Origin of the sequence: Sphingomonas sp. LY54 (assembly GCF_035594035.1) — a bacterium.
Lineage (GTDB): Bacteria > Pseudomonadota > Alphaproteobacteria > Sphingomonadales > Sphingomonadaceae > Allosphingosinicella.
The window spans coordinates 568,202-582,580 of sequence record NZ_CP141588.1 but is presented as its reverse complement, the minus strand read 5'-3'; the positions used below and the strand labels follow the sequence as shown (position 1 = coordinate 582,580).

The 14,379-nt window shown below is 67.7% G+C and carries 16 protein-coding genes; 11 read left to right on the top strand and 5 right to left on the bottom strand.

Features of this window, described 5'->3' with window-relative positions; genetic code table 11:
• Positions 1–72 precede the first annotated feature (72 nt).
• From uvrC to apaG, 5 genes are read left to right on the top strand one after another with little or no spacing between them, the layout of a single operon-like run.
• Positions 73–1,995: an excinuclease ABC subunit UvrC gene (gene uvrC / locus SH591_RS02960; RefSeq protein WP_324750454.1), complete on the top strand. Its 1,923-nt coding sequence runs from the start codon at positions 73–75 to the stop codon at positions 1,993–1,995.
• Between the two features lie 9 nt (positions 1,996–2,004).
• A complete protein-coding gene (locus tag SH591_RS02955) occupies positions 2,005–3,024 on the top strand; it encodes a polysaccharide deacetylase family protein (RefSeq protein WP_324750453.1) in 1,020 nt (339 codons plus the stop codon).
• Positions 3,011–3,922, top strand: coding sequence for a GNAT family N-acetyltransferase (locus SH591_RS02950; RefSeq protein ID WP_324750452.1), 912 nt, complete (start codon positions 3,011–3,013; stop codon positions 3,920–3,922). The genes SH591_RS02955 and SH591_RS02950 overlap by 14 nt, the downstream gene beginning before the upstream one ends.
• Before the next feature lie 15 nt (positions 3,923–3,937).
• Complete coding sequence (recO, locus tag SH591_RS02945; protein ID WP_324750451.1) at positions 3,938–4,669, top strand: DNA repair protein RecO; 732 nt, start codon at positions 3,938–3,940, stop codon at positions 4,667–4,669.
• A gap of 31 nt (positions 4,670–4,700) precedes the next feature.
• The gene (gene apaG / locus SH591_RS02940) at positions 4,701–5,099 is read left to right on the top strand and encodes a Co2+/Mg2+ efflux protein ApaG (protein ID WP_322830762.1); all 399 of its coding nucleotides are present in this window, start codon (positions 4,701–4,703) and stop codon (positions 5,097–5,099) included.
• 3 nt (positions 5,100–5,102) lie between these two features.
• On the opposite strand, the gene SH591_RS02935 is transcribed toward apaG, so the two are convergent.
• Together SH591_RS02935 and parE are read right to left on the bottom strand one after the other, a co-directional pair.
• Complete coding sequence (locus SH591_RS02935; protein WP_324750450.1) at positions 5,103–5,405, bottom strand: hypothetical protein; 303 nt, start codon at positions 5,403–5,405, stop codon at positions 5,103–5,105.
• A gap of 7 nt (positions 5,406–5,412) precedes the next feature.
• Positions 5,413–7,389, bottom strand: a complete 1,977-nt coding sequence (gene parE, locus SH591_RS02930) for a DNA topoisomerase IV subunit B (protein ID WP_324750449.1) — start codon at positions 7,387–7,389, stop codon at positions 5,413–5,415.
• 137 nt (positions 7,390–7,526) lie between these two features.
• Between parE and SH591_RS02925 the strand changes: the two genes are divergently transcribed.
• Entirely contained in the window at positions 7,527–8,237 is a 711-nt protein-coding gene (locus SH591_RS02925) for a PilZ domain-containing protein (protein ID WP_324750448.1), read from the top strand.
• On the opposite strand, the gene SH591_RS02920 is transcribed toward SH591_RS02925, so the two are convergent.
• From SH591_RS02920 to SH591_RS02910, 3 genes are all read right to left on the bottom strand, one after another.
• Entirely contained in the window at positions 8,234–8,956 is a 723-nt protein-coding gene (locus tag SH591_RS02920) for a protein-L-isoaspartate(D-aspartate) O-methyltransferase (RefSeq protein WP_324750447.1), read from the bottom strand. The two genes, SH591_RS02925 and SH591_RS02920, sit on opposite strands and share 4 nt — an antisense overlap.
• An 80-nt stretch (positions 8,957–9,036) precedes the next feature.
• Entirely contained in the window at positions 9,037–9,204 is a 168-nt protein-coding gene (locus SH591_RS02915) for a hypothetical protein (RefSeq protein WP_324750446.1), read from the bottom strand.
• 137 nt (positions 9,205–9,341) lie between these two features.
• Positions 9,342–10,028 carry a GcrA family cell cycle regulator gene (locus SH591_RS02910; RefSeq protein ID WP_324750445.1) on the bottom strand — a complete coding sequence of 229 codons (687 nt, stop codon included), beginning with the start codon at positions 10,026–10,028 and terminating at the stop codon, positions 9,342–9,344.
• 65 nt (positions 10,029–10,093) lie between these two features.
• On the opposite strand from SH591_RS02910, the gene SH591_RS02905 reads away from it, so the two are divergent.
• From SH591_RS02905 to SH591_RS02885, 5 genes are all read left to right on the top strand, one after another.
• Positions 10,094–10,921: an ABC transporter permease gene (locus SH591_RS02905; protein WP_324750444.1), complete on the top strand. Its 828-nt coding sequence runs from the start codon at positions 10,094–10,096 to the stop codon at positions 10,919–10,921.
• Positions 10,922–11,031: 110 nt separating this feature from the next.
• Positions 11,032–11,403 (top strand): DUF2721 domain-containing protein, encoded by a 372-nt coding sequence (locus tag SH591_RS02900; RefSeq protein ID WP_324750443.1) that lies wholly within the window; start codon positions 11,032–11,034, stop codon positions 11,401–11,403.
• Positions 11,404–11,508: 105 nt separating this feature from the next.
• Positions 11,509–12,699, top strand: a complete 1,191-nt coding sequence (locus SH591_RS02895; RefSeq protein ID WP_324750442.1) for an aspartate aminotransferase family protein — start codon at positions 11,509–11,511, stop codon at positions 12,697–12,699.
• A 50-nt stretch (positions 12,700–12,749) separates the two neighbouring features.
• On the top strand, positions 12,750–13,673 hold the full coding sequence (gene hslO, locus SH591_RS02890) for an Hsp33 family molecular chaperone HslO (protein ID WP_324750441.1): 924 nt from the start codon (positions 12,750–12,752) through the stop codon (positions 13,671–13,673).
• A gap of 132 nt (positions 13,674–13,805) precedes the next feature.
• Positions 13,806–14,246 carry a DUF3617 domain-containing protein gene (locus SH591_RS02885; RefSeq protein WP_322830751.1) on the top strand — a complete coding sequence of 147 codons (441 nt, stop codon included), beginning with the start codon at positions 13,806–13,808 and terminating at the stop codon, positions 14,244–14,246.
• Positions 14,247–14,379 lie beyond the last annotated feature (133 nt).

The window sequence follows — 14,379 nt, the reverse complement described above, 5'->3', positions numbered from 1 at the left end:
CGCGCACCCCGCCCGGCCGGTCTTCTTGCGTTCGGGCTGGTCTCCGCCGCGCCGGCCCCCTAAATCCGCCTCGTGAACGATCCCACCTCTTCCGACCGATTCCACGAGGAAAAATCCGCTTACACGGTCCGCGGCAGCGACAAGCCCGACGTCGAAGCGGGGGTCGCGGCGATCCGCAACGTCCTGCGGACGCTGCCGGTGCGCCCCGGCGTCTATCGCATGCTCGATGCCAAGGGCGAGGTGCTCTACGTCGGCAAGGCGCGCGCGCTCAGGAACCGGGTCACCAACTACACCCAGGTGTCGCGCCTCACCAAGCGGTTGCAGCGCATGGTCGCGCAGACCCGCGACATGACGATCGTCACCACCAACACCGAGGCCGAGGCCCTGCTGCTCGAGGCGCAGCTGATCAAGCGCTACCGGCCGCCCTACAACGTCCTGCTGCGCGACGACAAAAGCTTCCCCTTCATCCTGCTGCGCGAGGACCACGCCTTTCCGCGCGTGACCAAGCACCGCGGCGCGCGGCGCGCGAAGGGCCAATATTACGGCCCGTTCGCCAGCGCCGGATCGGTGACGCGGACGCTGAACGCGCTGCAGAAGCTGTTCCTGCTGCGGAGCTGCTCGGACAGCTTCTTCGCCAATCGCTCGCGTCCCTGCCTGCTCTTCCAGATCAAGCGCTGCTCGGCCCCGTGCGTCGGCCGCATCGATCAGGCCGGCTATGACGAGCTCGTCGGCGACGCCAAGGACTTCCTCGGCGGCAAATCGACCAAGGTGCAGCAGAAGCTTGGGCTGCTGATGACCAAGGCGGCCGAGGACATGGATTTCGAGCTGGCCGCGGTCTACCGCGACCGCCTGCGCGCGCTCACCTTCATCCAGGGCTCGCAGACCGTCCATGCCGAGGGACTGGGCGATGCCGACATATTCGGCCTCGCCTGCAAGGGCGGGACGATGTGCATCCAGGCCTTCTTCATCCGCGGTGGCCAGAATTGGGGCCATCGCAGCTTCTTCCCGGCCCATACCAACGACGTGCCCGAGGAGGAGGTGCTGACCAGCTTCCTCACCCAATTCTATGAGGAGATGCCGCCGCCCAAGCTCATCCTGCTCGATCGCATCCTGTCCGAAGCGGACCTGCTCGCCGAGGCGCTGGGCGAGCGCGCCGAGCGCAAGGTGACCTTGAAGGTGCCGCAGCGCGGCGACCAGGCGAAGCTGATGCGCCAGGCCGTGCGCAACGCCGAGGAGGCGCTCGATCGCCGTCTCGCCGAAAGCAGCACCCAGAATGCAAATTTGCGCGCGCTCGCCGACCTGTTCGAGCTCGAGGGCCCGCCGGAGCGGATCGAGGTCTACGACAACAGCCACATCATGGGCACCAACGCGATCGGCGCGATGATCGTCGCCGGGCCGGAGGGCTTCCGCAAGAACAGCTACCGCAAGTTCAACATCAAGCGCGAGGAGACCGTCCCGGGTGACGATTTCGCGATGATGCGCGAGGTGCTGAGCCGCCGCTTCGCCCGGCTCGAGAAGGAGGATCCGGACCGCACCAAGGGCGACTGGCCGAGCCTGCTGCTGATCGACGGCGGCAAGGGGCAACTCAATGCGGTCTGCGAGGTGATGGAGGATGCCGGCGTCCACGACGTGCCCGTCGTCGCCATCTCCAAGGGACCCGATCGCCATGCCGGGCGCGAGGTCTTCCACCTTCCCGGCGGGCGCGAGATCACGCTGCCGCCCAACGATCCGGTCCTCTTCTTCCTGCAGCGGCTGCGCGACGAGGCGCACCGCTTTGCGATCGGCGCCCACCGCCAGAAAAGGGCGAAGAGCTTCGCCGCCAATCCGCTCGACGACGTCCCCGGTATCGGGCCCAGCCGCAAGCGCGCCTTGCTGATGCATTTCGGCACGGCGCGGGCGGTGAAGGGCGCAGCGCTGGAGGATCTGGAGAAGGCGCCCGGCATCTCGAAGGCGATGGCGCGCGGCATTTACGATTATTTTCATCCGCGCGGCTAAGCAGGGAGGATGGCGACGCCCGTCCTTCTCACGGTCGATACCGAACTGACCTGGCGGCATTATGCCGCCGGCCTCTCGTGGCAGGACAATTTCGAGCGCTCCTACGCGGCGGCGGGCGTCGGCATTCCCTACCAGCTGCGGATGCTCGCCGAGCACGGCCTCAAGGCCTGCTTCTTCGTCGATCCGATGCCGGCTCTGCATTACGGGCTCGATCCCGTACGGCGCATGGTCGATCCCATTCTGGAGGCCGGTCAGGAGGTGCAGCTCCATCTCCACCCGTTCTGGGCCGGGCTTGGCGACGAGAATGGCGAGGACCCGGTTTTCGAGCTGACCGCGTTCCCGCCCGAGTTTCAGCACGATCTCATCCGCGACGCGCGCGACTTGCTGGTCGAGGCCGGCGTGCCCGATCCGATCGCATTCCGCTCCGGCAGCTATGCCGCCAACCTCGATACGCTGGCAGCGCTAGACCGGCTCGGGATACGCTACGACAGCAGCCACAATGGCAGCCATCATCCCTGGCCGAGCGCGCTGCCGCTCGACCCCGCGCAGATCGCACCGGTCCGCCACCGCGGTGTGACGATCGTTCCCGTGACGCAAGCGCGCGACCGGCCGGGCCGCCTGCGTCACCTCCAATTGTGCGCGGTCTCCGCCGCCGAGATGCGGGCGGCCCTGAACCACGCGGTGGCCAACGATCACCCGCTCGTGACGATCGTCAGCCACAGCTTCGAACTCGCCACGCGAGATGGCCTCCGCCCCAACTGGGCGCTGTGCCGCCGCTTCGAGAAATTGTGCCGCTTCCTGGCCAAACGGCACGACGCCCTTCCGACCGCGCATTTCGCCGATCTGGGTCCGCTGCCGCTCGCGCAAGAGGCGGCCCCGCTGCCGCCCGATCGGCTGCGGACGAACCTGCGCGTCGCCGAGCAGATTTGGGCCGAGGCTCGCTACGAGCGGCCCGCTTCGGCGCTGACCGCTTTGTCCGGGACGTCCGCGACCGGGCTGGAGATATTGCTGACCTATGCCGCGCGCTGACGGCATCGCGCTGCCGTTCCGCGTCGGGCCGCGCACCCTGTGGCGCGTCCGCCGCCGGCTCGTGCGCGTGCCCGTCTCGCTCGCCCAGGGGCTGGCCGGCGGGACGCCGTCTCTGCCGCCGCTGGACCGGGCAAGCGACGGTTACCTGGTGACCGCGGTCCAGGCCGTCCATGCTGACGCGCTGGGACGCCATGCCGGCCTCATCGCGTTCGTGCGGCAATCCTACCAGCGCTGCTATGCCGATCTGGATCGCGGCTACGACGCCTATCTCGCAGACTTCTCGGCCAAGACCCGCTCGACCCTGAAGCGCAAGCTGCGCCGCTTCGCCGAGCGGAGCGGCGGCGCGATCGACGTTCGCGCCTATTCCACGCCGGAGGCGATGGACGAATTTTACCGCAACGCGCGCTCGGTTTCGGCCAAGACCTATCAGGAGCGGCTGCTCGGCGCCGGCCTGCCCGAAGGGCGCGAGGCGCTGGAGGGCATGCGCGCGCTCGCCCGACGCGACGCCGTGCGGGCGTGGATCCTCTTCCTGGACGAGGAGCCGGTCAGCTATCTCTATGCGCCCGCGGAGGGTGACACTCTGCTCTACGCCTATCTCGGCTACGACCCGGCCTGCGCGGATCTCTCGCCCGGCACGGTGCTGCAGCTCGAGGCGATGCGCGATCTGATGGCCGAGAACCGCTTCCGCCTGTTCGATTTCACCGAAGGCGAGGGGCAGCACAAGCGCCTGTTCTCGACCGGCAGGATCGACTGCGTCGACCTGCTCCTGCTCCGCCCGACCCTCGCCAACCGCCTCCTCGGCCACGGACTCGCGGCCTTCGACGGCGCCGTCGCCGGCGTGAAGACGTTGCTGGCCAAGACTGGGCTGGAAAGGCTCGTCCGCGCCCGCCTGCGCTGATAGGCTGACGCGCTCATGCATATCGAGAGCCAGGCCATCATCGTCGCCGTGCGCCCCCATGGCGAGCATGGCGCGATCGTGCGCGCGCTGACGCCCGCCGACGGCGTCCAGCCGGGCTATGTGCGCGGCGGCCGCTCGCGCCGGCTGCGCCCGGTCCTGCTAGCCGGCAACCTCGTCCAGGCCGACTATCGCGCCCGCACCGACGAGCAGCTCGCCCATCTCGGCGTCGAATTGGTGCACAGCCGCGCGCCCCTGCTGGTCGAAGCGCTGCCGGCGGCGGCGATCGACTGGGCGACGGCGCTCACCGCCGCGACCCTGCCCGAGGGCCAGCCCTATCCGCGCCTGTACGAGGCGCTCGACGGCCTGCTGTCGGCGGTCGAGGCGGCGCCGAGCGCCAAGGGCTGGGCCAGCTCGCTGGTTCGCTACGAGATATTGCTGTTGTCCGAGCTCGGCTTCGGCCTCGATCTCAGCCAGTGCGCCGCATCGGGCGTCACCGAGGACCTGGCCTATGTCAGCCCGAAGAGCGGCCGCGCGGTGAGCCGGGAGGGGGCGGGCGACTATGCCGACCGGCTGCTGCCGCTCCCGGCCTTCGTCCTTGGCGGCGGTGCGGCCGAGTGGGACGACATTTTCGCCGGGCTCCGGATCACCCGCCATTTCCTCGCCCGCGACCTGCTGATCGAGCGCCAGGCCGACATCCTCGCCGCCCGCGATCGGCTCGTGGAGCGGCTCAGGCGGGTCACGCGTTGACGGCGCGCACGCGACAGTGGAAGGTCCTCTTGTGAAAGCTCTTTTTCCCCATTCGACGACCACCCGCGACGTCACCGTGCGCGTTTCCGTCAGCTTCCTCCCCGAACAGTCGGAGCCCGAGCGGGGCCGCTGGTTCTGGGCCTATCATGTCCGCATCGAAAATGAGGGCCGGCGCGCGGTCCAGCTCGTCAGCCGCGAATGGACGATCGTCGACGGCCGCGGCGGCCGTCACGAAGTGCAGGGCGAGGGCGTGGTCGGCGAGCAGCCGGTGATCGAGCCCGGCGCGTCCTTCGATTATGTCTCGGGATGCCCGCTCAACACGCCGACCGGCGCGATGGAGGGCCGCTATCACATGATCGGCGCCGACGGCCACAGCTTCGCCGTCGCCATCCCGCGCTTTCCGCTCGTCGCGCCCGCCGTCACGAGCTGAGCTCTACGGCAGGGGCCGCAGCGCCTCCAGGACGAGTAGCGGCGGTACCGCCAGCAGCAGCGCCAGGACCAGGTCGAAGACGCGGATCGGCCGCAGGCGGCGGCCGCGCTTCCGGTGCTGGACCAGGTCGATCGCGGTGAAGGCCAGGATCGAGAGGCCGCAGAAAGCCGAGAGCGCGAGCGCGGCGACATAAGGCAGCCGCACCGCTTCCTGCCACGCGGCATAGACCGGCCACAGCACCAAAGCGGCGAGGCCGGCCGCGACGCCGATCCCGGTCGCCCGCCGCAATGTCCACAATCCCGTCATCGCTGCCTCAGGCGTCGATCTCTTCTTCGTCCAGCTCGGCCGCGTGATTCTGGATGAAGTGGAAGCGATGCTCGGGATTCTTGCCCATCAGGCGGTCGACGAGGTCCTTCACCGCGGCCCGTTCCTCATATTCCTGGGGCAGGGTGATGCGGATCAGCGAGCGCGTCTTCGGGTCCATCGTCGTTTCGCGCAATTGCGACGGGTTCATCTCGCCGAGGCCCTTGAAGCGCGACACCTCGACTTTTTTGTTCTTGAACAAGGTGCGCTCGAGCTCCGCGCGCTGGGCGTCGTCCTTGGCGTAGGCGATCGTCCCGCCCGAGACGAGCCGGTAGAGCGGCGGCTGGGCGAGAAACAGCGCGCCCTTCTTCACCAGCTCGGGCATCTCCTGGAAGAAGAAGGTCATCAGCAGGGTCGCGATATGGGCGCCGTCGACGTCGGCGTCGGTCATGATCACGATCCGCTCGTAGCGCAAAGTGTCGATCGTGCAGCGCTCGCGCGTGCCGCAGCCCAGGGCCTGGATCAGGTCGGCGATTTCCTGGTTGCCGGCAATCTTGGCGCTGTTCGCCGAGGCGACGTTGAGGATCTTGCCGCGGATCGGCAGGATGGCCTGGGTCTTGCGGTCGCGCGCCTGCTTGGCCGAGCCGCCGGCGCTGTCGCCCTCGACGATGAACAATTCGGTGCCCGCCGGATCGTCATTGGCGCAGTCGGTGAGCTTCCCGGGCAGGCGCAGCTTGCGGCTGCTGGTCGCGGTCTTGCGCTTCACCTCGCGCTCGGCGCGGCGCTTCAGCCGCTCGTCCATGCGGTCGAGCACGAAGCCGAGCAAGGCGCGGCCGCGGTCCATATTGTCGGTCAGGAAATGGTCGAAATGGTCGCGCACCGCCGCTTCCACCAGCCGCGCCGCGTCCGGACTGGTCAGCCGGTCCTTGGTCTGGCTCTGGAACTGCGGCTCGCGGACGAAGACCGACAGCATGATCTCGGCGCCCGAGACGATGTCGTCACCCTGTATGTCCTTGGCCTTCTTCTGCCCGACCAGTTCGCCGAACGCGCGGATGCCGCGGGTGAGGGCGTTGCGTATGCCCTGCTCGTGGGTGCCGCCGTCGGGCGTCGGAATGGTGTTGCAATAATAAGACGAGCCGCCCTCGCTCCACAACGGCCAGGCCACCGCCCATTCGACGCGGCCCTGGCGGTCGGGAAACTCCTGGGTGCCGCGGAAGAATTCGGCGGTCGCGCATTCGCGCGCGCCGACCTGCTCCTTCAGATGGTCGTAGAGGCCGCCCGGAAACTGGAACACCGCCTCGGCGGGCGTGTCGTCGTCGATCAGTGTGGGATCGCATTTCCAGCGTATCTCGACGCCGGCGAACAGATAGGCCTTGGACCGCGCCAGCCGATAAAGGCGGGCGGGGCGGAACTTGGCGGTCTCGCCGAAGATGTCGCCGTCGGGCGTGAAGGCCAGCGAGGTGCCGCGCCGGTTCGGGGCGGCGCCGATCTTCTCGAGCTTCGAGGTCGGCGCGCCGCGGCTGTAGCTCTGGCGGTACAATTCCTTGTTGCGCGCAACCTCGACCACCGTGTCGGTCGACAGCGCGTTGACCACGCTGACGCCGACGCCGTGGAGGCCGCCCGACGTGGCATAGGCCTTGTCGGAGAATTTGCCGCCCGAATGCAGCATGGTGAGGATCACCTCGAGCGCCGACTTGTCCGGATATTTAGGATGGGGGTCGATCGGGATGCCACGGCCATTGTCGGTGATGGTAAGGCGATTGCCTTCCTCCAGCGTCACCTCGATACGGTTGGCGAAGCCGGCGACCGCCTCGTCCATCGCATTGTCGAGCACCTCGGCCGCGAGATGGTGCAGCGCCCGCTCGTCGGTGCCGCCGATATACATGCCCGGCCGTCGCCGGACCGGCTCGAGCCCTTCCAGGACCTCGATCGAGGAGGCGTCATATTCGTTGGAGACTGGGGCGCTGGACGCGAACAGATCGGACATGACGAATCTATAGGGCCGGGGAGCTTGCGAAGCCAAGCGGTTCGTCCGGCGCGGCCTTGCCACACACGCTTCGACACGCTTGCTTAACCCTGTTCGGCTACCCTCCCGGGTTCGACTCGAAGCGCAAGGAGGGCGCAATGTTGGCAGCGCTCATCAGACGGGTGGTGGTGCGGCGGACGCCGCGCGATCTCGCGCTCGAAACCACGACTTTTTCCCTGAGCACGCAGGTGCCGCGGCCGGCCGAGCGGCGCGCCGACGCGCGCATCCTCGGAATGCTGCCCACGGCGCGGCTCATCTCCGATCACCGCCAGGATTTCTGCCGGATCCGCAACATCTCCGCCGGCGGCCTGATGGCCGAGGGCGCGGCTCCGTTCGCGGTCGGCGAGCGGGTCGTGGTCGAATTGAACTCGCACCAGCGCATCGCCGGCGAGATCGTGTGGACGCGCGACGGCGCGGTCGGCGTCAAATTTGCCGAAGATGTCGATTTGCGCGAACTTCTCGCCGCCCGCCGCCCCGTCAACGGCCAGACGCTGCGGCCGCCGCGGCTCGAGGTGACGTGCGGCGCGACCGTGCGCATCGACGGCTTCTACCACCGCGTCCAGGTGCGCGACATCTCGCTGGCGGGCATGAAGATCGCGCTCGAGGTCTGGCCCTGCGTCGGCAAGAACGTCGTCATCACTATCGAAAGCTTCCGGGCGGTGAAGGGCCGCATCCGCTGGTATCGCGAGGGCATGGTCGGAATCGTGTTCGATTCGCCGCTGCGTTTCGATGAACTCGCCGCCTGGATGGCGAAGCGGGTGGAGATATCCAGCCTGAAGGCCGGAGCCTGGGAGAAGAGGGGCGTCTAGTCCTTCGCCCGCACCAGCGGGACGAAGCGGACCGACGTAACCGCGCGGCGCGTGAAGCGGCCGCGCGCGTCTTTCTCGATCACCGTCAGCACCAGATTGTCCGCATCGGGCCCGACCGGGATGACCAGGCGCCCTCCCGGCTTGAGCTGGGCAAGGAGCGGCTTGGGCACATGGTTCGCCCCGGCGGTGACGATGATCGCATCGAACGGCGCGGCTTCGGGCCAGCCGGCATAGCCGTCGCCGGCGCGAACGGCGACATTGCCATAGCCGAGCGCCTTCAATTGCGCGGCCGCGCGACGGGCGAGCGGGGCCACGATCTCGACCGAATGGACCTGGGCGACCAGCCGCGACAGCACCGCCGCCTGATAGCCCGAGCCCGTGCCGACCTCGAGCACATGGTCGCGCGGGCCCGGCTCGAGCAGGCCGGTCATCAAGGCGACGATATAGGGCTGGGAGATGGTGGCGTCGTGGCCGATCGGCAGCGGCCGGTTCTGATAGGCGTGGGCGCGCACGTCCTCGGGCACGAAGTGGTGGCGCGGGACCAGCCGCATCGCCGCCAGCACGCGCGGCGTGATGGACCGGCTTTCGCTCGCGCCCGCGGTCGCAGCCATATTGTCGATCGTCAGGATCATCAGGTCGCGTTCCCGCGCGCGGTCCTGCGTGGCCGGTGCGGAGGCGGCCAGCATCGCCAGCAGGGGCAAAGCCAGGCGGCGGATCATGGCTTATTCTAACTCTCTGCCGCACAAATGAAAACGGCGCCGCAATCGCGGCGCCGTCACTCGTCTTGCGGTGGATTCGACTATTGCGGGAGCGGTTCGCTCGTCGCGGGCTCCGGATAGATCCGGTCGAGATAGGCCGAGGCCAGCTGGTAATGGGCCTGGACGGCACGGCTGTCGTTGGAATGCTGCGCCAGCTCGATTTCCTGCTCGGCGCGTCGTTCAAAATAAAAGCTGTCGTCCCGCGACATGTCGGTTGATCGCTCCTGGTCTGAAACACGCCCGGCCGGACGGCCGGGCACACAGGAATATCAACGTGCAGGTTCTGCTCCCGTTCCGCCGATCGCTTTGATTTGGATCAACGAAACGGGAGAAAACTGCCCTTTTTCTAGCGGATGCGCGGCCCGCCGAACGGCAGCGGCGGCGGCGGACGCCGGTCGCGGCGGGGCAGCTGCGCCTGATAGGCGACGCCGCAATGGTCGACGCAATAGGGGAAGCCGGGATTGGACGGCTTGCCGCAGAAGTGGAAGTCCGGCTCGCCGGGATGGCCGAGCGGCCACTTGCAGATCTTTTCATTGAGGTCGAGCAGACTGGTCTTGTCCGCAACCTCGGCGCTCGGCTTGGCCGGCACCAGGCGGCGCGGCGGCGCGGGCGGGATCGGCGGCTGCTGGTCGCCCGGGCCCTGGCGGAGGAAGCCGCCGGGACCGACCGAGACGATGCGGGGCTGCGGCTGGGCCGGAGCGGCCGGCTGCGGCGCGCCGGACGCAGCGGGGGCGGCAGGCGCAGCCTGCGGGGCGGCCTTGGCCGGCTTGGGCTCGCGCACCGGGGCGTCGGCCGGGGCGACCGAAGCGGCGGCAGCGGCAGCGGGCGGCGCGGCGGGCGCCTTTGCGGCCTTGGCCGGGGCCGGTTCATTGGGCTTCACCGGCGAAGGGCGCGACTGCAGGCCAAGGCGGTGGGCCTTGCCGATCACGGCATTGCGCGACACGCCGCCGAGCTCGTCGGCGATGGCGCTCGCCGTCATGCCCTTGCTCCACAGCTCCTTCAGCCGGTCGATGCGCTCATCGGTCCACGACATGGGTTTTCCATCCTTAGCAGCTTACGGCTTGCGGCCCCGGGCGTCTGCCTCTAGCGGGAGGCGCCATGAACGATCAGCCTTCGAATTGGGTTCGGACCGACCCTGGCGTCCCGGTAATCAGGAGCGTCAATTGGGGCGGCCTCAAGACCCTCTATTTGAAGGAGGTGCGCCGGTTCTTCAAGGTCCAGCTGCAGACAATCTGGGCTCCGGCGGTCACGACCCTCCTGTTTCTGGTCATTTTCACGGTCGCTTTGGGCCGCGAGGGCCGAATCGTGATGGGGATTTCGTTCGCCGATTTCCTCGCCCCGGGCCTGATCATCATGGGAATGATCCAGGCCGCCTTCGCGAACAGCAGCTTCTCGCTGCTGGTCGGCAAGATCCAGGGCACCATCGTCGACTATCTGATGCCGCCGCTCTCGACCACCGAGCTGATGGCCGGACTGGTCGGCGCCTCGATCACGCGCGCCGTCCTGGTCGGCATCGCGGTGTGGATCTTCATGCTGTTCTGGCCCGGGGTGCATGTCACGCCGCAGGTCGGCTGGGCGATTCTGTGGTTCGGCCTGATGGGCAGCGCCATGCTGGCTTTCTTCGGCCTGCTCACCTCGATCTGGGCGGAAAAGTTCGATCATGCCGCCGCAGTCACCAATTTCGTGGTCGCGCCGCTCTCCCTGCTCTCGGGGACTTTCTACTCGATCGAAAGCCTCGCGCCGACGTTCCGCGCGATCAGCCACGCCAATCCGTTCTTCTACGTGATTTCGGGCTTCCGGTACGGTTTCCTCGGCACCGCCGACTCGCCGGTGCTGTTCGGCGCCTTGCTGCTGCTGTTGATCAATGTCGGGCTTGCCGCGCTCTGCTACGCGCTGCTGCGCAAGGGCTGGAAGCTCAAGAACTGACCCAAAACCTCGTTTCGGGGCTGAACCTTCGCTGACGACCCCGTTCAGCAATCGCGCAGCGCCGGCGGCGTAAAATCCTCTCCAGGACCACAGGTTCGATGGAGGTAAATATGCGCAAGTTTCTGATTTCTGCGGCTCTCCTTTCGGTAGCCGCCGTCACCGCACCCGCTACGGCGCAGTATCGCGACTATGATCGCGGCAGCGACTATCGCGGCGGCCAAGGCATCGAGCGCCAGCTCGACCAGATCACGGACCGGATCCGGCGGGCCGAGGATCGCAACCGCATCTCGCGGGGCGAAGCCAACCGCCTCCTGCGCCAGGCCGAGCAGATCGACCGGCTCTACGACCGCTACCGCCGCAACGGCATCAACCAGCGCGAGCATCATGATCTGCAGAACCGTATCCAGAATCTCCGCCAGCGGCTGCAGTTCGAGCGCCGCGACGATCGCCGGGACGATCGTCGCGACCGCTGGGACCGCTGATCGGCCGGCCCCGTCATTGACGGGACGGCGGGCACATCTCTAAGACGCGGGAAGGCGGCCCCAGGGGTCGCCTTCTTCGCTTCACACAGCCTTCGAGGTGTCCCGATGACCATCACGCCGCTCATGCCCGTCTATCCCCGTTCGCCCGTGCGTCCGGTGCGCGGCGAGGGCGTGTATCTCTATGGCGAGCAGGGCGAGAAATATCTCGACTTCGCCAGCGGCATCGCGGTCAATCTCCTCGGCCACGGCCATCCCCATCTCACCAAGGCGATCCAGGATCAGGCAGCGACCCTGATCCACGTCTCCAACCTCTACGGCAGCCCGCAGGGCGAGGCCTTCGCCAAACGGCTGACCGAACTCACCTTCGCCGACACCGTCTTCTTCACCAATTCGGGCGCCGAGGCGGTCGAGTGCGCGATCAAGACCGCGCGCCGCTACCACCACGCCAAGGGCGCGCCGGAACGCCACGTCCTCATCACCTGTGCCAATGCCTTCCACGGCCGCACGCTCGGCACGATCAGCGCGACAAACCAGGAGAAGCTCCGCGATGGCTTCGCGCCGCTGCTGCCGGGCTTCAAGGTCGTCGAGTTCGACAATCTCGAGGCTGCCCGCGCCGCGGTCGACGAGCACACCGCCGGTTTCCTCGTCGAGCCGGTCCAGGGCGAGGGCGGCATCCGCCCCGCCAGCCAGGAGTTCATCCGCGGCCTGCGCGCGATTTGCGACGAGAACGACCTGATGCTGGCGTTCGACGAGGTCCAGTGCGGGGTCGCCCGCACCGGCAAGCTCTACGCCTACGAACATTACGGCATCGAGCCCGATATCCTCGCCTCGGCCAAGGGCATTGGCGGCGGCTTCCCGATGGGCGCCTGCCTCGCCACCGAGAAAGCGGCGGGCGGCATGGTCATCGGCACGCACGGCTCGACCTATGGCGGCAACCCGCTCGCCATGGCGGCCGGCCAGGCGGTGTTCGACATCGTCGCCAATGACGAGTTCCTCGATCGCGTCACCCGCATGGGCGAGCGCCTGCGCGGCGCGCTCGAGCAGATGATCCCGAACCACGATCATCTGTTCGAAGGCGTGCGCGGCCTTGGCCTGATGCTCGGCCTCAAGATGAAGACCGACAGCCGCGCCTTCGTCACCTATCTGCGCGACCACGGCCTGCTCGCCGTCGCCGCCGGCGACAATGTGATGCGCGTGCTGCCGCCGCTGACGATCGAGGAGGCGCATATCACCGAGTTCGTCGAGAAGCTGTCCGCCGCGGCGCGCCAGTATGACATGCCCCAGGCCGCGGCCTGAGGGCCGGGGGGATACTGCAAAGGCTTGCGGCGTTCCCTACATCCAAGATCATGTCCTCAGAACATTTCAGTGACGCGGCGCTGACCGCCAATCTCGACGAGGCGGTCGGTTTCACGATACCCGCTCGCCATGCCCGCGGCCGCGTCGTGCGGCTCGGGCCTTTGCTCGACGAGATCTTGTCGGCGCACGATTATCCGGCCCCGATCGCGCGCATCCTGTCCGAGGCGCTGACGCTCACCGCCCTGCTGGGCGCGATGCTGAAGGAGGTCGAAGGGCAGTTGACGGTGCAGGCGCAGACGGAGGCCGGCATCATCGACCTGCTCGTCTGCGACTATAAGGGCGGCGAGCTGCGCGGCTATGTGCGGTTCGATCGCGAGCGATTGCTGGCCGAGCCGGGCGCGCTGCCGACTTTGCGCAGCCTGTTCGGCAAGGGCTATCTCGCGATCACATTCGATCAGCCGCTCAGCAAGGAACGCTATCAGGGCATCGTGCCGTTGGAGGGCAATTCGATCGCCGAGGCGGCCGAAAGCTATTTCTGCCAGTCCGAGCAGATTCCGAGCCTCGTCCGGCTGGCGGTCAACGACACCGGCCATATCGCCGGCGGCATCCTCGTCCAGCATCTGCCCGACGGCGAGGAAGGACGCGAACGGCTTCACACGCGCCTCGACCATCCGGAGTGGGAGCATGTCCATGCGCTCGCCCAGACGATCAAGGGCAGCGAATTGTTCGACCGCGATCTGCCGCTCGCCGACATCCTCTGGCGCCTGTTCCACGAGGAGGAGGAGATCCGCGTCCTCTCGGCGGTCCCGCTCAGCAAGGGCTGCCGCTGCAACTTCGAATATATTCGCGACGTGATCGCGCGATTCGGCGAGGACGAGCGGCGCGACATGGCCGACCAGGACGGCTTCATCAGCGTCGACTGCGAATTTTGCAGCCGCGTATTTCCCATATCCAGCAGCGACTTGAGCGTCTGACCGGGGCCTGCCGCGCAAAACGTTAAGTCGATTTCAATCTGAACATCTGTTAAGGAGCCTCCATTCGCGGCAGGGGGCTCGCCGCGTTCACGGCAGGGGCGGGGGCCTCCTGCTCAGTTTTGGAGTGGCCATATGGCACGGTTGAACGGCGCATTGTGCCGGGCGCTCGTCGCGCTCGGGGCAGCCGCCCTGGTGACGCCCGCCGCCTGGACGCAGGCGTCGAAGCTGACCGCCTTGTCGCGGCTGGAGCCCGGGCTGTGGCAGTTGCGCGACCTCGACAATGCCGGGGCGCCGGCACAGTCGATCTGCATCGCCGATCCAAACATGCTGATGCAGGTCCAGCACCGCAATTCGCCCTGCTCGCGCATGGTCCTGTCCAACGACGCCAAGGCCGCGACGGTCCATTATACCTGCCCGGCCAACGGCTTCGGCCGCACGTCGCTGCGCGTCGAGACGCCGCGGCTGGCGCAGATCGACACCCAGGGCATCTCGGACAACGCCCCGTTCGCCTACCGCCTCGAGGCGCGGCGGACCGGCGCCTGCCAAGCCGCCCGCCGCGGCGGCGCGCGTTAAGACTTCGTTTAGCAAGTTCGGCGTATAAGGAGGGCGTGCCGAGTTGGGCACGCTTTCCTCCCTAGGGCTCAAGCCCCACCTGGGCCGCCGACAGGCGGCCCGCTCTTTGGTGCCGTGCTTGCGAAAGCCCGCC